Source organism: Pseudomonas sp. Irchel s3b2 (genome assembly GCF_900187445.1).
Classification (GTDB): domain Bacteria; phylum Pseudomonadota; class Gammaproteobacteria; order Pseudomonadales; family Pseudomonadaceae; genus Aquipseudomonas.
The window spans coordinates 87,691-112,630 of the sequence record NZ_FYEB01000015.1 but is presented as its reverse complement, the minus strand read 5'-3'; the positions used below and the strand labels follow the sequence as shown (position 1 = coordinate 112,630).

General features: G+C 59.8%; 18 protein-coding genes, 1 tRNA gene and 2 pseudogenes. 14 read left to right on the top strand and 7 right to left on the bottom strand.

The features are described from left to right. Positions 1-56: 56 nt before the first annotated feature. From pnp to CKW20_RS24335, 3 genes are all read left to right on the top strand, one after another. Positions 57-2,162: a polyribonucleotide nucleotidyltransferase gene (gene pnp / locus CKW20_RS24345; protein WP_095055170.1), complete on the top strand. Its 2,106-nt coding sequence runs from the start codon at positions 57-59 to the stop codon at positions 2,160-2,162. Positions 2,163-2,300: 138 nt separating this feature from the next. Continuing rightward, positions 2,301-2,376, top strand: a tRNA-Thr gene (locus tag CKW20_RS24340). A gap of 134 nt (positions 2,377-2,510) precedes the next feature. Further along, entirely contained in the window at positions 2,511-2,816 is a 306-nt protein-coding gene (locus CKW20_RS24335) for a DUF6388 family protein (RefSeq protein WP_052965653.1), read from the top strand. A 107-nt stretch (positions 2,817-2,923) separates the two neighbouring features. Here CKW20_RS24335 and nadC read toward each other — a convergent pair whose 3' ends face one another. Continuing rightward, positions 2,924-3,772 carry a carboxylating nicotinate-nucleotide diphosphorylase gene (gene nadC / locus CKW20_RS24330; RefSeq protein ID WP_095055169.1) on the bottom strand — a complete coding sequence of 283 codons (849 nt, stop codon included), beginning with the start codon at positions 3,770-3,772 and terminating at the stop codon, positions 2,924-2,926. Between the two features lie 342 nt (positions 3,773-4,114). On the opposite strand from nadC, the gene CKW20_RS24325 reads away from it, so the two are divergent. From CKW20_RS24325 to CKW20_RS30255, 5 genes and pseudogenes are all read left to right on the top strand, one after another. Continuing rightward, positions 4,115-6,322 (top strand): DUF1631 domain-containing protein, encoded by a 2,208-nt coding sequence (locus CKW20_RS24325; protein WP_095055168.1) that lies wholly within the window; start codon positions 4,115-4,117, stop codon positions 6,320-6,322. Positions 6,323-6,386: 64 nt separating this feature from the next. Then, positions 6,387-6,956: a 1,6-anhydro-N-acetylmuramyl-L-alanine amidase AmpD gene (gene ampD / locus CKW20_RS24320; protein ID WP_095055167.1), complete on the top strand. Its 570-nt coding sequence runs from the start codon at positions 6,387-6,389 to the stop codon at positions 6,954-6,956. A gap of 2 nt (positions 6,957-6,958) precedes the next feature. Next, positions 6,959-7,795, top strand: coding sequence for a regulatory signaling modulator protein AmpE (gene ampE, locus CKW20_RS24315; protein ID WP_095055166.1), 837 nt, complete (start codon positions 6,959-6,961; stop codon positions 7,793-7,795). Positions 7,796-8,135: 340 nt separating this feature from the next. Further along, positions 8,136-9,227: pseudogene (locus CKW20_RS30260) on the top strand (methyl-accepting chemotaxis protein); the annotation flags it as partial. Beyond that, the gene (locus tag CKW20_RS30255) at positions 9,204-10,133 is read left to right on the top strand and encodes a methyl-accepting chemotaxis protein (protein ID WP_371857449.1); all 930 of its coding nucleotides are present in this window, start codon (positions 9,204-9,206) and stop codon (positions 10,131-10,133) included. The pseudogene CKW20_RS30260 and the gene CKW20_RS30255, both read left to right, overlap by 24 nt. Positions 10,134-10,172: 39 nt before the next feature. On the opposite strand, the gene CKW20_RS24305 is transcribed toward CKW20_RS30255, so the two are convergent. Together CKW20_RS24305 and cra are read right to left on the bottom strand one after the other, a co-directional pair. Continuing rightward, the gene (locus CKW20_RS24305) at positions 10,173-10,949 is read right to left on the bottom strand and encodes a TatD family hydrolase (protein WP_095055164.1); all 777 of its coding nucleotides are present in this window, start codon (positions 10,947-10,949) and stop codon (positions 10,173-10,175) included. Between the two features lie 3 nt (positions 10,950-10,952). Further along, positions 10,953-11,948, bottom strand: a complete 996-nt coding sequence (gene cra / locus CKW20_RS24300; protein ID WP_095055163.1) for a catabolite repressor/activator — start codon at positions 11,946-11,948, stop codon at positions 10,953-10,955. Between the two features lie 301 nt (positions 11,949-12,249). Here cra and ptsP point away from each other — a divergent pair, with 301 nt between their 5' ends. From ptsP to CKW20_RS24285, 3 genes are read left to right on the top strand one after another with little or no spacing between them, the layout of a single operon-like run. Continuing rightward, the gene (gene ptsP, locus CKW20_RS24295; protein WP_095055162.1) at positions 12,250-15,111 is read left to right on the top strand and encodes a phosphoenolpyruvate--protein phosphotransferase; all 2,862 of its coding nucleotides are present in this window, start codon (positions 12,250-12,252) and stop codon (positions 15,109-15,111) included. Beyond that, complete coding sequence (pfkB, locus tag CKW20_RS24290) at positions 15,111-16,052, top strand: 1-phosphofructokinase (RefSeq protein ID WP_095055161.1); 942 nt, start codon at positions 15,111-15,113, stop codon at positions 16,050-16,052. The genes ptsP and pfkB overlap by 1 nt, the downstream gene beginning before the upstream one ends. Positions 16,053-16,063: 11 nt before the next feature. Then, positions 16,064-17,803 (top strand): PTS fructose-like transporter subunit IIB, encoded by a 1,740-nt coding sequence (locus tag CKW20_RS24285; RefSeq protein ID WP_095055160.1) that lies wholly within the window; start codon positions 16,064-16,066, stop codon positions 17,801-17,803. Between the two features lie 174 nt (positions 17,804-17,977). Here CKW20_RS24285 and CKW20_RS24280 read toward each other — a convergent pair whose 3' ends face one another. The 3 genes from CKW20_RS24280 to CKW20_RS24270 form a co-directional block, all read right to left on the bottom strand. Beyond that, entirely contained in the window at positions 17,978-18,235 is a 258-nt protein-coding gene (locus tag CKW20_RS24280) for a bacteriocin immunity protein (RefSeq protein WP_095055159.1), read from the bottom strand. After that, on the bottom strand, positions 18,232-19,557 hold the full coding sequence (locus CKW20_RS24275) for an S-type pyocin domain-containing protein (protein WP_095055158.1): 1,326 nt from the start codon (positions 19,555-19,557) through the stop codon (positions 18,232-18,234). Before CKW20_RS24275 ends, CKW20_RS24280 begins: the two co-directional genes overlap by 4 nt. Positions 19,558-19,969: 412 nt before the next feature. Then, entirely contained in the window at positions 19,970-22,498 is a 2,529-nt protein-coding gene (locus CKW20_RS24270) for a sulfite reductase flavoprotein subunit alpha (protein WP_095055157.1), read from the bottom strand. 140 nt (positions 22,499-22,638) lie between these two features. Between CKW20_RS24270 and CKW20_RS24265 the strand changes: the two are divergent. The 3 genes and pseudogenes from CKW20_RS24265 to CKW20_RS24255 form a co-directional block, all read left to right on the top strand. Then, a pseudogene (locus tag CKW20_RS24265) lies at positions 22,639-23,077 on the top strand (tetratricopeptide repeat protein); the annotation flags it as partial. 58 nt (positions 23,078-23,135) lie between these two features. Next, positions 23,136-23,399, top strand: coding sequence for a CopG family ribbon-helix-helix protein (locus CKW20_RS24260; protein ID WP_095055156.1), 264 nt, complete (start codon positions 23,136-23,138; stop codon positions 23,397-23,399). Further along, positions 23,399-23,674, top strand: coding sequence for a type II toxin-antitoxin system RelE/ParE family toxin (locus CKW20_RS24255; protein ID WP_095055155.1), 276 nt, complete (start codon positions 23,399-23,401; stop codon positions 23,672-23,674). Before CKW20_RS24260 ends, CKW20_RS24255 begins: the two co-directional genes overlap by 1 nt. Before the next feature lie 81 nt (positions 23,675-23,755). Here CKW20_RS24255 and CKW20_RS24250 read toward each other — a convergent pair whose 3' ends face one another. Next, on the bottom strand, positions 23,756-24,919 hold the full coding sequence (locus CKW20_RS24250; protein WP_008067252.1) for a type III PLP-dependent enzyme: 1,164 nt from the start codon (positions 24,917-24,919) through the stop codon (positions 23,756-23,758). Between the last annotated feature and the right edge of the window lie 21 nt (positions 24,920-24,940).

Genomic DNA, 24,940 nt, shown 5'->3' with positions numbered 1-24,940 from the left:
CAAGAATTTCGCAAGAAGACAAGTTCCCCAAGAGCCACAAAAGAAGGTAGGACACCGTGAACCCGGTAATCAAAAAATTCCAGTTCGGTCAGTCGACCGTTACCCTCGAGACTGGCCGTATCGCCCGTCAGGCCTCCGGCGCAGTATTGGTCACCGTTGACGACGACGTCAGCGTATTGGTGACCGTTGTCGGTGCCAAACAAGCCGATCCAGGCAAGGGCTTCTTCCCTCTGTCCGTTCACTACCAGGAAAAGACTTACGCTGCCGGTAAGATCCCTGGCGGTTTCTTCAAGCGTGAAGGCCGTCCTTCCGAGAAAGAAACCCTGACTTCCCGACTGATCGACCGTCCGATCCGTCCGCTGTTCCCAGAAGGCTTCATGAACGAAGTGCAGGTTGTCTGCACCGTCGTTTCCACCAGCAAAAAGACCGATCCGGACATCGCTGCGATGATCGGTACCTCAGCTGCCTTGGCCATCTCCGGTATTCCTTTCGATGGTCCGATCGGCGCTGCCCGCGTTGCGTTCCATGAAAGCACCGGTTACCTGCTGAACCCGACTTACGAACAACTGAAAGCTTCGAGCCTAGACATGGTCGTTGCCGGTACTTCGGAAGCTGTGTTGATGGTTGAATCGGAAGCCAAAGAGCTGACCGAAGACCAGATGCTGGGCGCTGTACTGTTTGCTCACGACGAGTTCCAGGTGGTGATCAACGCCGTCAAGGAACTGGCCGCTGAAGCTGCCAAGCCAACCTGGACCTGGGCTCCTCAGCCAGAAGCCACCGCACTGCTGGGCGCTATCCGTGCCGAGTTCGGCGAAGCGATCTCCCAGGCTTACACCATCACCATCAAGGCAGACCGTTACGCTCGCCTGGGTGAGTTGAAAGACCTGGTGGTTGCCAACCTGTCCGGTGCAGAAGGTCAGCCGACTTCCGCTGAGGTCAAAGCGGCTTTCGGTGAAATCGAATACCGCACCGTTCGCGAAAACATCGTTAACGGCAAGCCACGTATCGACGGTCGCGACACCAAGACCGTACGTCCGCTGAACATCGAAGTCGGCGTTCTGCCGAAGACCCACGGTTCGGCACTGTTCACCCGTGGCGAAACCCAGGCCCTGGTAGTCGCGACTCTGGGTACTGCCCGTGACGCACAGCTGCTGGACACCCTGGAAGGCGAGAAAAAAGACCCGTTCATGCTGCACTACAACTTCCCTCCGTTCTCGGTAGGTGAGTGTGGTCGCATGGGTGGCGCCGGTCGTCGCGAAATCGGTCACGGCCGTCTGGCCCGTCGTTCGGTTCAGGCCATGCTGCCTGCTGCCGACGTGTTCCCGTACACCATTCGTGTGGTGTCGGAAATCACCGAGTCCAACGGTTCGAGCTCCATGGCTTCGGTCTGCGGCGCTTCCCTGGCGCTGATGGATGCCGGCGTTCCGATGAAGGCACCGGTTGCCGGTATCGCCATGGGTCTGGTTAAGGAAGGCGAGAAATTCGCTGTTCTGACCGACATCCTAGGCGACGAAGATCACCTGGGCGACATGGACTTCAAAGTAGCCGGTACCGCCAAAGGTGTTACCGCGCTGCAGATGGACATCAAGATCAAGGGCATCACCGAAGAAATCATGGAAATCGCTCTGGGCCAAGCCCTGGAAGCGCGCCTGAATATCCTCGGTCAGATGAACCAGATCATTGGCCAGTCGCGTACCGAGCTGTCGGAAAACGCTCCGACCATGATCGCGATGAAAATCGACACCGACAAAATCCGTGATGTCATCGGTAAAGGCGGCGCGACCATTCGTGCGATCTGTGAAGAAACCAAGGCTTCGATCGACATCGAAGACGACGGTTCGATCAAGATCTTCGGCGAAACCAAGGAAGCGGCTGAAGCGGCACGTCAGCGCGTTCTGGGCATCACCGCTGAAGCCGAGATCGGCAAGATCTACGTCGGTAAGGTTGAGCGCATCGTCGACTTCGGCGCATTCGTCAACATCCTGCCGGGCAAGGACGGTCTGGTTCACATCTCGATGCTGAGCGATGCTCGTGTCGAGAAAGTGACCGACATCCTGAAAGAAGGCCAGGAAGTGGAAGTGCTGGTACTGGACGTGGACAACCGCGGCCGTATCAAGCTGTCCATCAAAGACGTAGCAGCAGCCAAGGCTTCGGGCGTTTAATCACCCCCTTCGCCTGACCGCTTCAACGTTGTAGAAATGCCCCGCAGTGAACGCTGCGGGGTTTTTTTTTGCCTGCAAAAAATTGAAGCACTTCGCGAAGTTGCCTGCCCCTGAAGTCGGTGCTAGGTTTAGCCCACCGCCCGTGTAGCTCAGTCGGTAGAGCAGCGCACTCGTAACGCGAAGGTCGCAGGTTCGATTCCTGTCTCGGGCACCAGCGACACTTTGTTTTCAGATGATCCCGAATGGTTCTGAAGGCCAGACAAACCGGGCTTAAAACGGTTTTTTTGCGTCAGAGAGATCCTTGATGATCCAGATCCATCTTCCATTCCCCAGATCAGAGAGAACGCCATGACCGTTAAAGAATTGACCCAAGAAGCCAGACACGAAGAAGCCCTCAAAAAGTACCTGCTTGAGTCACCCCAGCTAGCCGAAGAGATCAAGGACTTGCCAGCCGACGATCAGAAAGACCAGATTCAGTGGGCGTTCGAGGATGAGGCAGAGGCTCAGGGCTTGCAGCCTTGGGAGCTGACGCTCAAGTACACGACCACCCCGGAAGAGTTCGAGGCCGCGCGCCTGGCGCTGCACAAGGAGGCGGCCGAGGTATTGGGCGTCGAGTGGGAAGAGTACTGCGAGATGAATAATCTGGTGGTTTGACAAAAACGCCTGGATAACCGCGTTTGTAGGAGCCCGGCTTGCCGGCGATAGCGTCCTTGAGATCGCCATCGCCGGCAAGCCGGGCTCCTACAGGTTTGCTTTGCGGGTCACAGACTCAGGCGCATCGACAGGTCTACCGCCTTCACATCCTTGGTCATCGCACCAATCGAAATATAATCCACCCCGGTTTCGGCGATTGGCAGCAGCGTGCTTTCGTTGATACCGCCGCTGGCCTCCAGTTTTGCCTTGCCGGCGTTCAACCGCACGGCTTCGCGCATGTCGTCCAGGCTCAGTTCATCAAGCATGATGATGTCGGCACCCGCCGCCAGGGCTTCTTTCAACTCCGCCAGGTTCTCCACTTCAATCTCCACCGGTTTGCCCGGGGCGATCTTGTGTGCGGCCGCGATAGCCTCAGGAATGCCACCGCAGGCGGCGATATGGTTTTCCTTGATCAGGAAGGCGTCATACAGGCCGATGCGGTGATTGTGACAACCGCCGCAGGTTACGGCGTATTTCTGGGCCAGGCGCAATCCCGGCAGGGTTTTGCGGGTGTCGAGCAATTTCACCTGGGTCTCGGCGACGAAGTCGGCCAAATACTGCGCGCGAGTGGCCACGCCGGAAAGCATTTGCAGAAAATTCAGTGCACTGCGCTCACCCGTCAGCAGCGAGCGCGCCGGGCCTTCGAGATGGAATAGCACCTGATTGGGTTTCACTCGTTCGCCATCGCGCACCTGCCAATGAACGGCAACCCGCGGGTCCAATTGCCGAAAAACTGCATCGACCCAAGCGGTGCCAGCAATGACAGCCGCATCGCGGGTAATGATGGTGGCTTTGGCCAGGCGTTCGGCCGGGATCAGTTGCGCGGTGATGTCGCCGCTGCCGATGTCCTCGAGCAACGCACGGCGCACGTTGGCTTCGATTTCGGCGGTCAAATCGGCGAGACGTAGATTCGGCATAACGGGCTCCACAAACAAAGTGGCCCGATTATAGGGCCATGCTGCGAGGCAACCCAAGGTATCAACGGCCATTCCCTTGTTCGCAAACCTGCATTTGGTCGATTCGCGCGAGCAATCAGCTCTAGGGGGCGTTCTCAATTAGTTTCCCGGGGAGCGCAGAGTCCGCTGGTACAAGGAAGGTCTTTTGCAGATAATCCGCCTTTCATTTGACGCCATGGCTTTGACGTAATTTTGGATTCCGAATGACAACGGTGACGAGTGTCTCTGTCGAGCGCCGGCTATGGGGCCTGCTCGCTCGATCTTTCTTGCCGAATCGAAGCATCACCGTCTCAGGAGGCCTGAATGCACAACGACGGGAATGTAGTGCCTTTGCACAAGGCCGCTACCGACCAGGCGACTCACTCGCCGCTCGCCCGCCTGCCCGTGATTCTGCTTCAGGTTCGCGACAAGGCTGCTCAACAGCTTAAGCAAGGTTTGCAGGAGCTGTTCGATAACGCCGACGACACCCTGTTCGAAATGGCCGACCGCGCCCGAAACAATGTCGAGCAAAACATCTTCTTCGAGGCCATGCGCGATTTGCGCCTCAAGCGCAAAAGCATCGAACGCGGATTTCTCGAGCAATTCTTCGAGGCTTTCGTCAGCCTCGCGCAGTACGACATTTCTCAAACTGCCTTGCCCCGGACATTGGTTTTCGATGCCTCGACGTCGGTGCCCAGCGACGACATGGAGCGCAGCGTGGCGGTGGAGGCCATGGTCGGCAAAGTGCTGAATCGCGACGGTTTCGCCCTCGACCAGCTCACCGCTCGACTCAGCACACTGCTGAGCAAAACGCTGGTCGAACAGCACAACCCCCTGGGGCCAACGCTGCTCTGCGAGTATTTCTTGCAGGCCGGGCGCAACCTGGGCATGGAGATCAAGGTCAAGCTGATCATCCTCAAATTGTTCGGGCGTTATGTGCTCAGCAATGCTGATCAGCTGTACGCCGAAGCCAATCAATTGCTGATTGCCACCGGCGTGCTGCCGGACCTCAAGCCAGCACCGGCGCGACGCGCCACCGATCGGGCGGCGGCGTGTGTTCGTGGTTCTCCCGACGAGACAGGCGTACTGATGGGCAATCCTCAGATCGACGATGGGGTACAGGAGGTCTTCGCCGCATTGCAGGAATTGCTGCTCCATGTGCGTGGCAGCGTTGCGCCGACCCTGGAAGTCAGTGCCCAGACCCAGCCCATTTCCACCCGCGACTTGCTGCGCCTGCTCTCACACTTGCAACAATATGTGCCGGCGCTGGCGGCTCAGGACGACTTCGATCTGCGTAACCAGCTCGAACTACTGCTGACCCGGGTCAGCGTCAAAAGCGGCAGATCCCGCGTGGTGGGGGTGGCCGACGAAGACGTGATCAACCTGATTGCCATGCTCTTCGAATTCATCCTCGATGACCGCAACCTGCCGGACTCCCTCAAGGCGTTGATCGGCCGTTTGCAGATCCCGATGCTGAAAGTCGCGGTGCTCGACAAGAGCTTTTTCAGCCGCAACAGCCATCCGGCCCGGCGTTTGCTCAACGAAATTGCCGCTGCGGCCATGGGCTGGGGCGAGTGCGATGACCATGAGCGCGACAGCCTGTACCTGCGCATCGAGCAAGTGGTGCAGCGCTTGTTAAACGATTTTGTCGATGATCCGGCGATCTTTTCCGAATTGCTGGCGGATTTTCTCGCCTTCACCAGTGACGAGCGCCGTCGCAGCGAATTACTCGAGCAGCGCACCCGTGACGCCGAAGAAGGCCGCGCGAGGACCGAACTGGCGCGTCAGCGCGTCGAGCAGGCGCTGAACCAGGCGTTGGTGGGCAAGGTGTTGCCGCACAGCGTGGTGGCGTTTGTCCAGGAGGCCTGGAGCAAAGTGCTGTTGCTGACCGGCCTCAAGCACGGTGACCAGTCCGCCGAATGGCATGCCGATGTGCAGACCATGGAACAATTGATCTGGAGCGTGCAGCGTCATGACGAACCCGATGTAAGCCAGCGCTTGTTGGCGCTGGTGCCGGGGTTGCTCAAGTCGTTGCGCGATGGGTTGAACAGCTCGGCATTCGACCCGTTCGCCACCGGCGAGTTTTTCAGCGAGCTGGAAGTTTTGCACGTTCAGCAGTTCGAACGCCCGGGCCAGAACAGTACGCTTGTTGGCGGACCGATGATGGTCCAGGTGCAGCAGGAAATCGTGCTTCGCACCGCTGATGAAGGCCCGGTCGAGAAGGCCTCGGTGCGTTTGCCGGAGGGCGATGTCGCACTGCTTCAAGTCGATCAACTGCACCCGGGCTGCTGGGTTGAGATTCAGGAAGACGAGGAAAACACCCTGCGCTGCAAGCTGGCGGCGATCATTGAAGCCACCGGCAAGTACATCTTCGTCAACCGTACCGGGATGAAAGTGCTGGAGCACAGCCGTACCGGGCTGGCCCTGCAGTTCCGGCGTGGCGCGGTGCGAACGCTGGACGACACCTTGCTGTTCGACCGGGCGCTGGAGTCGGTGCTGGGCAACCTGCGGCGTCTCAATCGCGGCAAGTGATCGCGCGCCAAGGGTCTATCGCGGCATACTGGGCACCAACACAGTCGTCGTTGAAGGAACCTGTATGCAGTTGGACCCCGCGAGCGGTTGGTGTCAGGGTGTGCGTATATGCCCTTCGCCCAACTTCAATGCGCGCCCCGAGGGCGAAATTTCCCTGTTGGTGATTCACAACATCAGTCTGCCGCCCGCGCAGTTTCTGACCGGCAAGGTGCAGGAATTTTTCCAGAATCGTCTGGATGTCACGGAACATCCCTACTTTGCAGGAATCGCCGACCTGCGGGTGTCTGCACACTTTTTGATCGAACGTGACGGCACCGTCACTCAGTTTGTCTCTTGTCTTGAGCGCGCCTGGCACGCTGGCGTCTCGTGTTTCGAAGGACGGGAAACCTGTAACGATTTTTCCGTGGGCATCGAACTCGAAGGCACGGATGATCTGCCGTTCACCGACGCCCAATATCAAGCGTTGACGTCCTTGACACGACAGCTGCAAAGCGCCTTCACAGGCATCACCGCGCAACGAATTTGCGGGCATAGCGACATCGCACCCGGGCGCAAGACTGATCCGGGACCGGCATTTGACTGGACACGCTATCGCGCGGCTCTGGCAAAAGCTGCTCTGGAGAAAAAGGAGTAACAATGAGTTTTCTGGTGCTGCTGTTGGCGGTATGGATCGAGAAGTTCTCAGCCCTGCGCCATCGGGTTCAACGTGATGGCGGTTGGGTGCGTGAGCTGAACAAGCTTGAAGCCAGCCCGCGCATGACAAACCGTCCGTGGCTGATACTGGTGGTGCTGGTGTTGTTGCCGGTGGCGCTGCTGGGTTTGCTGTTGGTGGTGCTGGACCCGGTGGCCTACGGTTTGCTGGCGTTACCGGTGCACCTGCTGGTGGTGATTTACAGTCTGGGCCGTGGTGATCTGCTGGCCGACCTCGGGTCGTTTCGCGATGCCTGGCGCCGGGAAGACCTGCAAGCCGCCGCCCATGTGGCCAAACGCGATCTGAATATTTGCGCTGACAGCGGCGAGCAATTGCTGGAACGAGTCCAGGCGCATCTGCTGTGGCAGGCGTACCAGAGCTTTTTCGCCGTGATCTTCTGGTACTTCTTGCTGGGCCCTGTCGCGGCCCTGAGCTATCGATTGCTGGCGCTGGCCGAGGAGCACGGGCAGAACCCGGCCGTGGTCGAGCGAGCGGCACAGCTGCGTCATGCGTTCGATTGGGTGCCGGTGCGGCTGCTGGCGGCGAGTTTTGCGCTGGTCGGCAACTTTGTCGCGGTCAGCCGGGTGATGTTGCACGAGCTGCTGAACTGGAACATCAGCGCCGCCCAACTGATCGAGAAGGTCGGGTTGGTGGCAGGTGAAATTCCGGCGCCGATGGTCGGGCCGGACGGCATCAACAGCCTGGACCGGATCTGGGAACTGCTGCTGCGGGCGGCAGTGCTTTGGTATGCCGGGTTCGCGTTGTGGACTGTTTTGTCTTAATCCACAACGCATCTGAAGCGAACTTCATTGTGGCGAGGGAGCTTGCTCCCGCTGGGCCGCGAAGCGGCCCCCCAACACCCTTTCAGATAGATCGAGTTGTCCGGATTTACGACTGCTTCGCAGCCGAGCGGGAGCAAGCTCCCTTGCCACAGGGGGGCTCATCCGCTCCAACGACGGCACCCCGCCGTTAACCTTAAGTTACAAAACCCTCCGCCGATTTAGGCTATACAGAGATAGCGCCAATAGTGGCTATCTGCTGTCTCAGCGCGCCTGCCATAAAAATAAGAATTCACAGGGAGACTTCACAGTGAAGAGCTTGCTCTATCCCGCCGTTGCGCTGATGAACCGCTTGAACTTCGGTATGAAGTTCAGCCTGATCAGCGTGCTATTCCTCGTGCCGATGTTGGTGACCAACTTCTATCTGGTGCGCGACTCCTATCGCGAATTCCAGGGCACTCGGGTCGAGCTGCAGAGCCTCGATCTGCTGGGCAGCGGCCTGAGCCTGCGCCGGGATCTGGAAACCCTGAACAACCTGGTGCAGATCAATGTCACCCTCGGCCAGTCCGGCAAGGCCGGCAATGTCGAATCGAATATCAGCGCCCTGGAGCAAAGTGTTCTGAGCCGTTTGCAAGGGCTGGCGGCGATGACCACTGACCCGGAACAAATCACCTTTTTCGATGGCAAGCGCGATGAAATGATCGCCGCGTTCAAGGCCCAGCAAGCAGAAAACTCCCTGCAAAGCAAAAGTGCGCTGATCGGCAAGTTGCTCGGCAACGCGCAGATTTTCAGCCAGATCATCACCAGTCAGGCAGGCCTGAGCCGCGACAGCCAGAGCGACATGCGTCAGCTGAGCGAGCTCATTACCAACGTCACGCCAGCCGTCACCCAGACGCTCGGCGAAGGTCGGGCGATGGGTTCTTACTCATTGGGACAGGGCTTTCTCAATTCGGCGTCGAGCACCCGTTTCGATGAGTTGCTGGCGCAGATCGAAAAGCTTCAGGCCGAATACGGCCTGAAATTGCAGGATGCTCTGGGCTCCAGTAAAGCGGCGCACGAAACCCTGGCTGCTCAGGCCGAAAGCAGCAAGGCCTCGCTGAAAAAGGCCAGTGAACTGTTCGAAGAACACGTGGTGATGGCTGACACCCTCGATGCACCGTGGCAGACCTTTTACGATCAGGTCACGGGCCTGATCGACCAGACCTACCAACTCAATGAAGCCACCCTGAAGTTTCTCGGTACCCAGTTGCAGCAGCGGCTGGAGCAGCACCGCACTCACATGATCCTGCAGGCAGTGGCGCTCGCGCTGGTGTTTGTGCTGATTTTTTACCTCTACGGCGGTTTCTATGCCTCGACCCGCACCACCCTCAAGCGTCTTGGCGCGGTGATGGACAAGGTGGCGGCCGGCGACATGACTGTGACCTTCAGCGCCAACAGCCGCGATGAACTGGGCGAGTTGGGCGAGGTATTCACCGGCACCGTGAAGAAAATCCATGATCTGATCGAGCGGGTGGGCCAGACCGTCAGTGAGGTCGAGCGCCAGGCCGGCCAGGTCGAAAACGTGTCTGCCCAGAGCAATCAGGCGGTGGCGGGGCAGCGTACGCAGATCGAGCAGGTCGCCACAGCGATGAACCAGATGTCAGCCACTTCTCTGGAGGTGGCGCGCAGTGCCGCGGCGGCCGTCAGCAGCGCCCACAGCGTCAACGACGAGACCATTAGCGGGCGCGGGCTGGTAGAGTCCCAGCAGGGCAGCATCGCTGCACTGGCCAGTGAGATCGATCAGTCGGCGCGGGTGATCAATCAACTGGCCAGCGACAGCCAATCCATCAGTCGTGTGCTGGAAGTGATCAAAAGCATTGCCGAACAGACCAACCTGCTGGCCCTCAACGCGGCCATCGAAGCCGCACGCGCGGGCGAGCAGGGCCGTGGTTTTGCGGTGGTGGCGGACGAGGTCCGGACCCTGGCCAAACGTACCCAGCAATCGACCGAAGAAATCGAGCAGATGATCGCCAAGCTGCACAGCGGTGTCGGTGCGGCGGTCAAGGCGATGGGCACCAGCCATCAGATGGCCAACGGCACGGTCGGGCAGTCGGAAAAGGTCCAGCAGGCGCTGGAAAACATCCTCGGCGCCGTTGGCATGATCGTCGACCAGAACCAGCAAATCGCCGCCGCGGTAGAACAGCAGACCGCCGTGGCTCACGACATCGACCAGAACCTCGTCGAGATCAACCGCGCCGGTGAGCGCACCGCCGAAGGCGCGCACCAGACTGAAAATGCCAGTCGTGCGTTGTCGGCTCAGGTGGTGGAGCTCAAACAATTGATCAGCGCTTTCCGGGTTTGATACCACGGAGTTGATTTACTGTGGGAGCGGGGCGACTGATTACCAGTTGAACAACTCACACGCATTGGCCGTGCTGGCAGCAGCCAGTCGTTCGGGGCTGATCGCCATGAGGGCGGCCAGTGCCTCGCAGATTGCCGGCAAATGAGCCGGGCTATTGCGTTGGCCGGGAAACATGGCGGGGGCCATGTCCGGTGAATCGGTTTCCAGTACCACCGATTCAATGGGTAAACCGGCGATCACACGGTGCATGCGCAGGGCCTGCGGCCAGGTCGCGGCACCGCCGAGGCCGAGTTTGAAACCCAGCTTGATGTATTCACGAGCCTCTTCCGCACTCCCGGCGAAGGCATGAATGATCCCCGCGCGTTTCAAGCGAAATCGTTTGAGCGTGGCAATCACCGCCGCATGGCTGCGTCGCACATGAATCAGAGCCGGCAGATTGAAGTCCGCCGCCAGTTGTAATTGAGCGTCGAACAGCGCCTGCTGACGTTCGCGATCCAGGGTTTCGATGAAGTAATCCAGGCCGATCTCGCCCACCGCGCACAACTGCCGATGGCCCGCCAGACGCGTCAGCCAGTTACCGAGTTCGGTCAAATCCTCAGGGCGATGGTCATCCAAGTACACCGGGTGCAAACCGAACGCCGCGTGCAGATCGGGATCGCTCTGCACCAGATCCCAGACCCGCTGCCAATTGGCCTGATAAACCCCCAGCACCACCATCCGTCGCACGCCAAGGGCGCGGCTCTCGGTCAGCAGCGCCTGACGATCCACGTCGAAATCCGGGAAATCCAGATGAGTGTGGGTGTCGATCAGTTCCACGGTTCAGTCCTGATTGATTCGCTGCTTGAAGGTCCGCGCGATGGCCTGCACACCGGGTTGGTATTCGGCCTGTTCAATGGCCGCCAACGCCAGTTGCAAAGCCTTGTCGGCGATTAGCTGATGCTGCTGGGACATGGCGTTGACCGGCAGCGGCAGGAAATCCAGCAACTGCGTATCACCGAACGTGCCCAGGCGTAGCGGGCGGGACTTCAGAGGGAAGTCGTGCAAGGCATCGAACACGCCTTGAAGCAGCACGTAGGACGTGGTCACCAGCGCATCCGGCAAATGACCCAGGCGCTGAAGCAACTCTTCCATCAATTGTTTGCCGCACTCACGGCTGAACGACTCACCGTGTTCGATCAGCGCCTCGCCTTGGAAACCGTTCAGCGCTTCCTTGAAGCCCGCCGCCCGTTCCTGGCTGATACTTAATTCCGGGCGGGCGCCGATCAGCGCGATTTGCTTGGGCAGCGGGTCCAGCAGGCTGCGGGTAAGCTGCAGGCTGGCTTCGCGGTCGTCGCTGATCACCGAACAGAAGTGCTCAGGCTCCATCACCCGGTCGATGGCGATGATCGGAATGCCTTTGGCCTGCAACTGGCGATAACTGTCGTCGCCGGCCGGCAGGCAACTGGCGACGATCAGCGCATCGCAGCGTCGGGCGCGGAACAGTTGCAGCAATTGCCGTTCGCTGTCCGGCGCATCGTCGGAACTGGCGATCAGCAGCTGATAGCCGCGAGCCCGGGCGCCTTGTTCCAGCAGTTTTGCGATTCGCGCGTAACTGGGGTTTTCCAGGTCCGGCAGAATGAACCCCAGCGTGCGGGTATGCCGACTGCGCAGCCCGGCGGCCTGGGGGTTGGGTGTGAAACCATGTTGTTCGACCACCGCACGCACGCGCTCGACAGTGGCGCTGCTGATGCGTTGCTGTTCGGCCTTGCCGTTGATGACATAACTGGCGGTGGTCACGGAGACGCCGGCCAACTGTGCAATATCACTGAGTTTCAACCCGGTATTCCTTGTTTTTTCGAGCTTGCCCCGACATTTTCGCCAATCCTACCTGATTCAGGCAGGCGACCATTGTCGCAGTCTGTCCGACAATTGGACTTCAAGGATGAGACATTATCGAGTAACGTGCCTAACATTCTAGATTAAACGTTTCAGCAGGCGTATTTTCTACGTTACAGGTCGCTTTGGAAGGTTCTGCCTCGAAACCGCCAAAACTGCCTCTGAAAAGGTGTTTCCAAACGCCTAAGCTGAATCAATCAAAACAATACCTGGCGTCACACGGCGCCAAAAAGGAGAAAGCATGCTCGAGCTCACCATAGAGCAGATATCCATGGGCCAGTCGGCTATGGATAAAGCCACCGCCTTGCAATTGCTCGCTGACCGACTCGTGATCGATGGCCTGGTGGCCGATGGCTACCTCGCGGGCTTGCAGGCCAGGGAAGCCCAGGGCTCGACCTTTCTCGGCCAAGGTATCGCTATCCCTCACGGTACCCCGGAAACCCGCGATCAGGTGTTCGCTACTGGCGTGCGGCTGATGCAGTTTCCTGACGGCGTGGACTGGGGCGATGGTCAGATCGTTTATCTGGCGATTGGTATCGCCGCCAAATCCGATGAACACCTGCGCCTGCTGCAACTGCTGACCCGCGCCCTCGGTGAAACCGATCTGGGCCAGGCTCTGCGCCGCGCCAGTTCCGCCGAAGCCTTGCTGAAACTGCTGCAAGGCGCACCGCAAGAACTGGCGCTGGACGCACAGATGATCGGCCTCAGTGTTTCCGCCGATGACTTCGAAGAACTGGTCTGGCGCGGTGCCCGTTTGCTGCGGCAGGCCGATTGCGTGAGCAATGGTTTTGCCGGCGTTTTACAGCAGGTCGAAGCGCTGCCCCTGGGCGATGGCCTGTGGTGGCTGCACAGCGAACAAACGGTGAAGCGTCCGGGCCTGGCCTTCGTCACCCCGGACAAACCCATACGCTACCTCGGTCAGCCGTTGAGCGGTCTATTCTGCCTGGCTAGCCTCGGTGAGGCCCATCAGGCGCTGCTCGAACGCCTTTGCGCGTTGCTGATCGAAGGCCGGGGTCATGAATTGGGACGTGCCACCAGCAGTCGCGCGGTGCTGGAAGTCCTCGGCGGTGAAGTGCCGGCGGATTGGCCGAACGTACGCATTGCCTTGGCCAACGCCCACGGTTTGCATGCGCGCCCGGCGAAGATCCTCGCGCAACTGGCGAAAAGCTTTGAAGGCGAAATCCGCGTGCGCATTGTCGATGGCCATGACAGCGCGGTGTCGGTGAAGAGTTTGAGCAAACTGCTCAGCCTTGGCGCCCGTCGCGGTCAGGTGCTGGAATTCATCGCCGAACCGACCATCGCCGCCGATGCCTTGCCAGCCTTGTTGGCGGCCATCGAAGAAGGCCTCGGTGAAGAAGTCGAGCCACTGCCGGTCGTGAGCCAACAGCGCGAAGTGCTCGCCGAAGTCGTCGAAGTGCTGCTCGCGCCAACGTCCGGCAGCCTGGTTCAGGCGATTGCCGCCGCACCGGGGATCGCCATCGGCCCGGCGCATATTCAAGTGCTGCAAATCATTGATTACCCGCTGCGCGGTGAGTCTGCCGCCGTCGAGCGTGAACGTCTCAAGCAAGCGCTGGCGGATGTGCGTCGCGACATTGAAGGCCTGATCGAGCGCAGCAAGGCCAAGGCGATTCGCGAGATTTTCATCACCCATCAGGAAATGCTCGACGACCCGGAACTGACCGACGAAGTCGACACCCGCCTCAAGCAAGGCGAGAGCGCCGAAGCGGCATGGATGGCGGTGATTGAAGCGGCCGCCAAACAACAGGAATCGCTGCAGGACGCCTTGCTCGCCGAGCGTGCCGCTGACTTGCGCGATATTGGCCGTCGGGTGCTGGCGCAATTGAGTGGCGTCGAAACACCGGCCGAGCCCGCGCAGCCGTACATTTTGGTGATGGACGAAGTCGGTCCGTCCGACGTGGCGCGTCTCGATCCGACGCGCGTCGCCGGCATCCTCACCGCTCGCGGTGGTGCCACGGCCCACAGCGCCATCGTCGCCCGCGCCCTCGGTATTCCGGCGCTGGTGGGCGCCGGTGCCGCCGTGTTGCTGCTGAAACCGGGCACGCCGCTGTTGATCGATGGCCAACGCGGTCGCCTGCACGTGGACGCTGATGCCGCAACCTTGCAACGCGCCACCGAAGAGCGGGATACCCGCGAACTGCGCTTGAAAGCCGCCGCTGAACAACGCCATCAACCGGCGCTGACCACCGATGGTCACGCGGTGGAAGTGTTCGCCAACATCGGTGAAAGCGCCGGCGTCACCAGTGCGGTGGAGCAGGGCGCCGAAGGCATTGGCCTGCTGCGCACCGAGCTGATTTTCATGGCCCACCCACAAGCGCCGGACGAGGCGACTCAGGAAGTCGAATACCGTCGCGTACTCGATGGCCTGGCCGGTCGACCGCTGGTGGTGCGAACCCTCGACGTCGGTGGTGACAAACCGCTGCCGTACTGGCCGATCGCGAAAGAAGAAAACCCGTTCCTCGGCGTGCGTGGCATTCGCTTGACCCTGCAACGCCCGCAGGTCATGGAAGCGCAGTTGCGCGCCTTGTTGCGTGCGGCTGACAACCGTCCGTTGCGGATCATGTTCCCGATGGTCGGCAGCGTCGATGAGTGGCGCCAGGCGCGGGACATGACCGAACGTCTGCGCCTGGAAATTCCGGTGGCCGATCTGCAACTGGGGATCATGATCGAAGTACCGTCGGCCGCCTTGCTGGCGCCGGTGCTGGCCAAAGAGGTGGACTTTTTCAGCGTCGGCACCAACGACCTGACGCAATACACCCTGGCCATCGACCGTGGTCATCCCACCTTGTCGGCCCAGGCCGACGGCTTGCATCCGGCGGTGCTGCAACTGATCGACATCACCGTGCGTGCGGCTCATGCTCATGGCAAGTGGGTCGGCGTGTGCGGTGAACTGGCGGCCGATCCGCTGGCGGTGCCAGTGCTGGTGGGCCTGGGTGTGGATGAGTTGAGCGTGTCGGGCCGCAGCATTGCCGAGGTCAAGGCGCGCATTCGTGAACTCAGCCTGACCCAGACTCAAACCCTTGCCCAACAAGCCCTGGCTGTGGGCAGCGCGAACGAAGTCCGCGCATTAGTGGAGGCCCTGTAATGGCCAAGATTTTAACCCTGACCCTTAACCCGGCGCTGGACCTCACCGTTCAGTTGCCGCATCTGATACCCGGTCAGGTCAACCGCAGCGACGAAATGCACACCCACGCCGCTGGCAAAGGGGTGAACGTGGCCCAGGTGCTGGCCGACCTCGGTCATCAGCTGACCGTCAGCGGTTTTCTCGGGGAAGACAACCTTCAGGCGTTCGAAACCCTGTTCGCCAAACGCGGTTTTACCGACGCATTCATCCGCGTCCCCGGCGAGACCCGCAGCAATATCAAACTGGCGGAAAGCGATGGGCGCATCACCGATCTCAACGGTCCGGGGCCGAGGGTCAGTGAAGCGGCGCAGCAGGCTTTGCTCGATCGTCTCGACCAGATTGCACCGGGTCATGATGCCGTCGTCGTTGCCGGTAGTTTGCCCCGTGGTGTGAATCCTCAATGGTTGCGCGAGTTGATCCAGCGCTTGAAAAGGCGCGGTTTGAAAGTGGCGCTCGACACCAGCGGTGAAGCCTTGCGCGCAGGTCTGACGGCCGGCCCATGGTTGATTAAACCCAATACCGAAGAACTGGCTGAGGCGCTGGATTGCGAGGTGGTTTCCGTGACCGCTCAAGCCGAAGCGGCGAGCCGCTTGCATGCCCATGGCATCGAGCACGTGGTGATTTCCCATGGTGCCGACGGAGTGAACTGGTTCAGTGTCGGCTCGGCCATGCACGCCACGCCGCCCAAGGTCAGCGTGGTCAGCACCGTCGGTGCGGGGGATTCGTTGCTGGCGGGCATGCTGCACGGATTGCTCAGTGCCGATACGCCCGAACAAACCTTGCGCACCGCCACCGCGATTGCCGCCATGGCCGTCACCCAGATCGGTTTTGGTATCGGCGATGCCGCGCAACTGACGCAGCTTGAACAGGGCGTGCGCGTGCGCCCCCTGACAGAACAATAAGAGGGTTTGACATGAAGTTAGCCATTGTTACGGCCTGCCCGAACGGCATGGTCACCAGTGTGCTGTGTGCTCGTCTGCTTGATGCAGCCGCCCAGCGTCAGGGCTGGAGCACCAGTGTCGAAGTCGTTGATGCGGCCCATCCGGAACGTCAACTGTCGGCCTCGACCCTTGAAGCCGCTGAGTGGGTGTTGCTGGTCACCAGCGGACCGGTGGATATGTCACGGTTCGTCGGCAAGCGTGTGTTCCAGAGCACCCCGGCCCAGGCCCTGCAAGATGTCGAAGCGCTGCTACGTCGCGGGGTGGAAGAGGCCGAGGTTTACGTCGCGCCCGAAGCCACCGCCGAGCCTGCTGCGGTGGTTAAAAATGCACCGCGCCTGGTGGCCATCACCGCATGTCCGACCGGCGTCGCCCACACCTTCATGGCCGCCGAAGCTTTGCAGCAAGCGGCCAAACGCCTGGGTTACGATTTGCAAGTGGAAACCCAAGGCTCGGTTGGCGCACGCAATCCGCTCAGCGCAGAGGCGATTGCCGATGCTGACGTGGTGCTGCTGGCGGCAGACATCGAAGTCGCCACCGAGCGTTTCGCCGGCAAGAAAATCTACCGCTGTGGCACCGGCATCGCCCTGAAACAGGCCGAAGCGACGCTGAACAAAGCCCTGGCCGAAGGCAAGCAGGAAAGCGCTGCGACCGGCGCCAAAGGCCCGGCCAAGCAAGAGAAGACAGGCCTCTACAAACACTTGCTGACCGGTGTGTCGTACATGTTGCCGATGGTGGTGGCGGGCGGTCTGATGATCGCCTTGTCCTTCGTGTTCGGCATCACCGCATTCAAGGAGGAAGGCACGCTCGCGGCAGCGCTGATGCAGATCGGCGGCGAGACCGCGTTCAAGCTGATGGTGCCGCTGCTGGCGGGGTACATCGCCTACTCGATCGCCGACCGCCCGGGCCTGGCGCCGGGGATGATCGGTGGTTTGCTGGCAAGCACCCTGGGCGCCGGTTTCATCGGCGGGATCATTGCCGGTTTCATTGCCGGCTATGCGGCCCAGGCGATCAACCGCTATGCGCGCTTGCCGCAAAGTCTTGAGGCACTGAAACCGATCCTGATCATCCCGTTGCTGGCGAGCCTGTTCACCGGTCTGGTGATGATCTACGTGGTCGGCAAACCGGTGGCCGGGATGCTCGCGGGGCTCACACACTTCCTCGACAGCATGGGCACCACCAACGCCATTCTGCTCGGTGTATTGCTGGGCGGCATGATGTGCGTCGACCTCGGCGGGCCGATCAACAAGGCAGCTTACGCGTTTTCGGTGGGGCTGCTGGCGTCGCAAAGTTATGCGCCGATGGCCGCGACCATGGCCGCCGGCATGGTGCCGCCGATTGGCTTGGGCATCGCCACGTTCATTGCCCGGCGCAAGTTCGCCCAGACTGAACGCGAAGCCGGTAAAGCGGCGCTGGTATTGGGGTTGTGCTTTATCTCCGAGGGGGCGATTCCGTTTGCGGCGAAAGACCCGCTGCGGGTGATTCCGGCGAGCATCGCCGGCGGCGCACTGACCGGCGCGTTGTCGATGTATTTCGGCTGCAAACTCATGGCGCCGCACGGTGGGTTGTTCGTGATGCTGATTCCGAATGCGATCAACCATGCGCTGTTGTATCTGCTGGCGATCGTGGCCGGGAGTCTGCTGACGGCGGTGACGTATTCGGTGCTCAAACGGCCTGAGACGGTGGAGTTGGTGCTGGAGCCGGTCAAGGCTTAAAAGCAAAAGATCGCAGCCTTCGGCAGCTCCTACCCTGGATTGTGTTCGACCGCGATGTTGCGGCGTACATCGAATCTGGAGTTGTCGACGGCTGCGATCTTTTTAATGTCACCCCGATATCGAATCAGGTCGGTGGTTTCATTTGCCTCCTCGGCATGACTTCCGTTTTCAGGATCAGTCTGTAAACCCCGGCAAACCCTGAGCTGCACGCCATTCCTTGACCGCTTTCAAGATGCCTTTCGGCGAATCATCCTCACCGTTCTCCGGGTAGTAGATCCAATCAGATGCAGCAGCGTTACCAGTCGCATCGATGAAGCGCTCCAGAAGCTCGTCCTGATACTCCTCTGTGCCGACTGCGCTACATATCTCTTTGATCAGTTCCAGAAATTCGTCTTCTGTGTATTCCGACAGACTGCTTTTAAGTGCGATCATTTTGGGCTCCTGTGTGTGCCAATGTGATGTTTCGGAGTCATGGCACTGAGGTTGTCGATGTTGTAAACCTCTCCACCTTCTGAAACGGGTATGCCGTGGTGTAGTTCAAAGGATCGTCGTTTGCCTACTGTATCGATTGCTTTTGCGCGTGGTGCCATGCCTTCAAGCATTCGTGCCTTGTTGCTGTCATTGAATTGGCTGGCTAGTTCGGCATCACTCCCAACCGCCATCCAGAACGCTTTCCTGAAAGTGTCGAAGCTACTGAAACTCTTCCCCCTGAGTTGGTCAGCAATCCGCGTCGGAATGGGAGCGCCTAACCCAGTGCCAGCCCCAGCAAGCCAAACCCCCGACACATCCTCGCCCACCCCCGTAACCCCACCGGGTTCAAACCGGGCATTGAGCACGATGTAGATCGGTTCAAGTCCCGCATCCGCAGGAAACCAGATAATCGCGTCCTGATAATCGGGCGGATGCTCCGGGTTCACCAGAGCCTTGTTGGCTTGCTCGGTGGGCGGGTACACCCATATCGTTGGCAGTGGCGGGGCGCCTTCGAGGGCCGGGATGCGTGGTATATCGTCGGGGTTCGCCGCAGGCGTCCAGATCAGGCCGATGCCGTTGCCGAGGTCGGCGACAAATTTCTCTCCCTCTTGGGTGGCCTTGATGACCGGGACAAATTCCCAGTCTTTTTTCCCGCCGGTGTAGAAGCCGTAGGCGTTGACGGAGCCGTCCGGCAAGGTCTTCACGTTGAGGCGCACACGGGTTCGCCCGGTGTTCAGTTCTGTGTACTGTTCTTTCTTGTAGAAGGCGCTGTCGGGGGAAAGGCGGGTATTCGGCATCAGGAGTGCCACGGTCCCGAGCGCTGCGCCGGCTGCCACTGCCGTGGAGCCTGATAGCAGACCGAGTGCAAGCGAGCCGCCGAGACGTTGGGCGATGGCGCCGGCCGTGGCTGAGCCTCTCACCAGTTTCAGGGGGACCCCGGCGGCTGTGATCGGCGCACCGGTGTCGAGCACGGCCCATAATCCGTAGTCGGCCAATTTCTCTACGGGGACAAATCCGCTCGGGTGGCTGTGATTGATGACGCCGTCAGGGAGGTTGCAGCTCTTGGCGAACACGCAACCTTGCGAGTCGGGCTGAGTATTGAGGGCGTCCTGTTGTTTTTTCTGATGCATCTCCCAGCGGGCGTTGGCGTCCAGTTCATTCTTTCGGTTAATGGCGGCTACCGCTGCGCCGGCGTCCTGGAAGGCTTGTATCTGCGCCTGGGTGGGTTGTTGTCTTGGGGCGGGCAGAAAATCCGGGGTGTCCGGGAAACCGAGCTTTTTCATTAGCGCTTCTTGTTCGTCTGGGTTCGCCTCGAACCTACTGAAAGTCTCAGAGGCTGGCGTTAGGACGTTTCCCAAAAGCGGCGCTGAAATTTCCTATTTCATGTTGTTACTGGAGGCTGATGAGCAATGGCGCTGGTTCGGCTGCGGCCCGCAGCTTTCGGAGGTGAACATCGACGGGCAGATGGGGGAGATGAGTGTGGTGCTGCGGGGGGGGGGGGAGCGCACGTTGCAGCCGGTGTGAGGGCCGCATGATCGTTCCCACGCTCTGCGTGGGAATGCCTCAACGGACGCTCCGTGTTCGGCTTGAAAGGGACGCGGAGCGTCCCGGGCTGCATTCCCACGCGGAGCGTGGGAACGATCAACGGGGGTAAGCCCCCTCGCCACAGGTCGCTCCCACATTGGCTGTGCGGTGTCAGTAGACGTCGCGGCGATAGCGACCTTGTTCGATCAGGCGGTCGACTTCTTCAATGCCCAGCAATTCGTTAAGCACGTGATCCACCCCTGAAGCCATCCCCTGCAAACTGCCGCAGATGTAAATCACGGCGCCATCGGCCAGCCACTTTTTCAACTCGTCAGCAGACTCGCGCAGGCGATCCTGCACATAGATCTTCTCGGCCTGATCTCGGGAGAACGCCAGGTCCAGTCGTTCCAGATCCCCGGCAATCAACCATTCCTCAAGCTCTGCGCGACACAGGTAATCGTGTTCCCGATTACGCTCGCCGAACAGCAGCCACTGGCGCTGCTGCCCGTCGGCAATCCGTGCCTTGAGCAAACTGCGCAACCCGGCCAGTCCGGTGCCGTTGCCCAGCAGGATCATCGGCACCGGCTCGTTTGGTAAATGGAAACCACTGTTGCGTCGCACCCGCAAACTGATGCCGCTACCCACGGGCGCATGCTCGGTCAACCAGCCGGAACTGACGCCCAAGGTGCCGTCGGAATGCAGTTCCTGACGCACAATCAATTCCAGCACGCCGTCGGCGGCGATCGAGGCGATGGAATATTCGCGCATGGCCAACGGCACCAAGGCGTCCGTCAGCGCTTGCGCGTGCAGGCCGACCAGATGAGCGCGGTTCTCGGGCAGTTGGCGGCTGGCCAGGGCTTGTTCCAGCGTTTGCGACAGGCCATCGAACTCAACCGTGGCTCGACCGTCAATCCCCAGGCCGTCGAGGAAATGCTCGATGGCCCACGGACAATTGCGCGGCAGCACTTCCACCAGGTCACCGGCCAGCCAGCTGCTGGTGGTGGGGGCGCTGAGGCCGAGCAAGTACACGGGTGAACCGCTGCTGTCCGGGTTCATCAATTCGCGGCGGATCAGGGTCCAGTTGTCGTAGCTTGGCGCTTGCCAGGTATCTACCGGCGCCTGGCCCGTCAGCAGGCCGAGTTGTTGTTGCCAGTGGCGCAGGGCGTAGGGGTCACCGCTGTCGACTTCCACCGGGGCGAACAAGGTCTTGCCGCCGTGCTCGCCTAGCCAGGTGTGCAAGCGACGAGCGAAGCCGCAGAAGTGTTGATACTGGCGGTCACCGAGGCCGAGCACGGCATAGTTAAGGCTGTCGAAGCTCAGCGCACGGCCCAGCACTTTGCGTTCGAATCCTCGGGCACTGTCGGGCGCTTCACCGTCGCCGAAGGTGCTGACCACAAACAGCGCGTTGCTGGAATCCTGCAGGTCCTGTTCACTGACATTCGCCAACGGTTGAACCTTCACCGGCAACCCGGCAGCCTGCAATTGCCCGGCGGTCTGCCAGGCCAGTTGCTCCGCGAATCCGCTCTGGCTGGCGAAACCGATCAGCCATGCGGGCGCGTCGCTGCCCGGTTGCGCGAGGCCTTTGCGGGCATCCTTGATTTGACGTTTCTTGCGTCGACGGTCCAAATACAGCAACCAGCCAGTGATGAAAAACAGCGGCATGGCCAGCGCGGCGATCGTCAGGATTATCCGACCGACCATCCCGAAATAACTGCCGACGTGCAGCGCATAAATACTGGTCAGCAATTGCGCCTTGAGGCTCTTATCGCTGTAGCGGTCATGACGGCTGATGATGCCGGTCGCCGGATCGAGGGTGATCTGGTTCCGAGCTTGGTCGTGGGGTGAATTCTTCAGCAGGTAGAACACGGTTGCCGGTTGCCCGGCCACGGGCGGCATACGCACGTTGTAGGATGAAAGATCAGGGCCGGCGGCGCTGTAGATGCTGCTCCATATGGCGGCGTAATCGGCAGTGGGAGCCGGACCACTTGGCGCAGGGCCGCGACCGCTGCGCACTCGTTCGTTTTGCGGCGAATCGGAAAGCAGTCGGGTCAGGCCTTTGTTGTACCACTCGTACGACCAGGACAGCCCGGTCAGCGCTGCCAGAAGGTAGAACACCAGGCACCAGGTACCGGCCACCGAGTGCAGATCCCAGTTGAAGCTACGACCCTTTTTATTCCAGTCCAGGGTCAGCCAGGCGCGCCAGCTTTTCCACTGGCGCGGCCAGCGCAGGTACAGGCCGGACAGGCAGAAGAACAGCAGAATCAGCGTACAGGCGCCGGTGATCTGCCGACCGATATCGCCCATGGCCAGGACCCGATGCAGTTGCAGCATCAGGCCAAAGAAGTCCTGGCCCGTGACGTCACCCATGAACTCGGCGGTGTACGGATCGAAGTAACGCATCGGCCCACGGCGCTCGCCTGGCGGAGCGGTGAAGATCACCCGCGCGGCGTTGCCGCTGTCGGTCTCGACCCAGAGCATCGAGACGGTTTTGCCCGAAGCACCTTCGATTTTTTCCACCAGCTCAGCCGGGGGCAGCACGCCGGCTATCTGCTTCTCGACGTGCAGCACAGAGGGATTCAGCGCCCGCAGGATTTCATCCTGAAACGATACCGTCGCCCCGGTGATGCCCATCAGGGCCAGGACCAGTCCGGCGCTGATGCCGAAAAACCAGTGCAACTGGAACAGGGATTTCTTCAACACGTCGCTCGCCTTGTTCGTTCAAAAATTATCATCACGGCGCGCATTATGCCGTGAGTTGTCGAGAAGCATTCTTTTTTACACACAAAAGCCCCGTTCACTTCGATGAACGGGGCTTTGGCCTGATGTCAGTCAGTTACGACAATTACGCCAATCTGCTGGCTACTGGTCGTGGAGTGATCGAGGATCAGGTACAAGCGCTAGGCCTTTATCGCCGCGCCGCTGAACTGGGGGCATGCAAAGTCGATGAACCTGCTGGGGCGTTATCTGGAAGAGGGGCGGGTTTGTCCGGCAGATCCGCAAGCTGCTCGTGACTGGTATCGACGCTCGGCGGTCGGCGGGGATTTTCGTGGACAGTTCAGTTATGCAGCGGTGTTGGCGGATGAAGGGAGCATCGACGAGGCGCTGGGTTGGCTGCACAAGGCACTGGATGGTGGGAATCTGAATTTTTTGCGGGTGGCGAGAAAGGCACTGCTTAACGCAGATAATCTACAAATTCGGGAAATGGCGACCCTCTATGATCAACGCTTCGTTCAGATGAGCGATGAACGGAGCGTATCAAGGGTTGTTGAGTTGGTTTAAATCACTATGATTGAAAACTAATCAAATCTCGTCAAAATTGCTTCCTGGAGATGAAATCATGGCTGCAACCAAAGTCCTGACTGCCCATGTACCCATGGAGCTTGCTGATAAAGTCGATCAGATGGCTGCGAGGATGGAGCGCTCACGGGGCTGGATCGTGAAGCAGGCGCTTGCCGATTGGGTAGATCTGGAAGAAGAACGAAGCCGACTTACCCGCGAGGCAATGGCTGACGTTGATGCTGGGCGGGTGATCGATCATCAGTCTGTCCAGGCTTGGGCAGACAGTTTGAGTACCGATAAGCCGTTGCCGGTACCTTACTGATGGAGTTGAAATGGACGAATAAAGCGTTATCGGATCTCGCACGACTTTTTGAGTTTCTTGCGGTGGTCAATCGTCCTGCTGCAGCGCGTACTGTGCAATCTCTTACTCAGGCCCCCACATCCTTGCTCAGCAATCCGCGAATCGGGGAGCGAGTCGACGAGTTCGCGCCGCGAGATGTGCGACGACTTTTGGTTGGTCATTATGAGATGCGGTATGAGATTCAAGGCTCCACGCTCTACATACTTCGTCTATGGCATGTGCGGGAAGACCGATAGCAACTACCTCGACAGCTTGGAACGTCAGACACAAAAAAGCCCATGACATGTCATGGGCTTTTTGATTTCTGCGCGTGGTTTTTACACGTAGAACGACTTCAGCGGCGGGAAGCCATTGAACTCAACGGCGCTGTAGCTGGTGGTGTACGCACCGGTGGACAACCAGTACAGGCGATCACCAATGGCCAGGTTCAGCGGCAGGCCGTACTTGTAGTTTTCGTACATGATGTCAGCGCTATCGCAGGTTGGGCCGGCGATAACCACTTCTTCCATTTCGCCTTTCTTCTCGGTCCAGATCGGGAACTTGATGGCTTCATCCATGGTTTCGATCAGGCCGGAGAATTTGCCCACATCCGTGTACACCCATCGCTCAACGGCGGTACGGGATTTACGCGCCACCAGCACTACTTCACTGACCAGAATACCGGCGTTGGCGATCAGCGAACGGCCCGGCTCCAGGATGATTTCCGGCAGCTCGTCGCCGAAGTCTTCCTTGAGGAAGCGGATGATTTCTTCAGCGTAGGTTTCCAGGCTGTTGGTGCGGGTGATGTAGTTGGCCGGGAAGCCGCCGCCCATGTTGATCAGCTTCAGGTGGATGCCGTCTTCTTCTTTCAGGCGTTCGAAGATCACTTTGACCTTGGCGATCGCCGCGTCCCAGACGCTGATGTCGCGCTGCTGCGAACCGACGTGGAAGGAAATGCCGTACGGCACCAGACCCAGGTCGCGAGCGAGGATCAGCAGGTCCATGGCCATGTCGGTCTGGCAGCCGAATTTACGCGACAGTGGCCAGTCAGCGGTGGTCGAGCCTTCAGTCAGGATGCGCACATAGACTTTCGAGCCTGGAGCTGCCTTGGCGATGTTGCGCAGGTCGGCTTCGGAGTCGGTGGCATACAGACGCACGCCCTTGTCGTAGAAGTAGCGAATGTCTTTGGATTTCTTGATGGTGTTGCCGTAGCTGATGCGATCCGGGCCGACGCCCTGGTTCATCACTTTGTCGAGCTCGTAGATCGAGGCGATGTCGAAGTTCGAGCCTTTCTCTTTGAGCAGGTCGATGATTTCAACGGCCGGGTTGGCCTTGACTGCGTAGTAGACCTTGGCGAATTCGAAACCGGCGCGCAGGTCGTCGTAGGCCTGGCTGATCATCGCGGTGTCGATCACCACGAACGGGGTTTCTTGTTTGTCGGCGAAAGCCTTCATTTTCTGGAAGGTATCGCGCGCGAAATAGTCTTCGACGTTGATCGACATGCTGGGAACTCCTACTGGCAA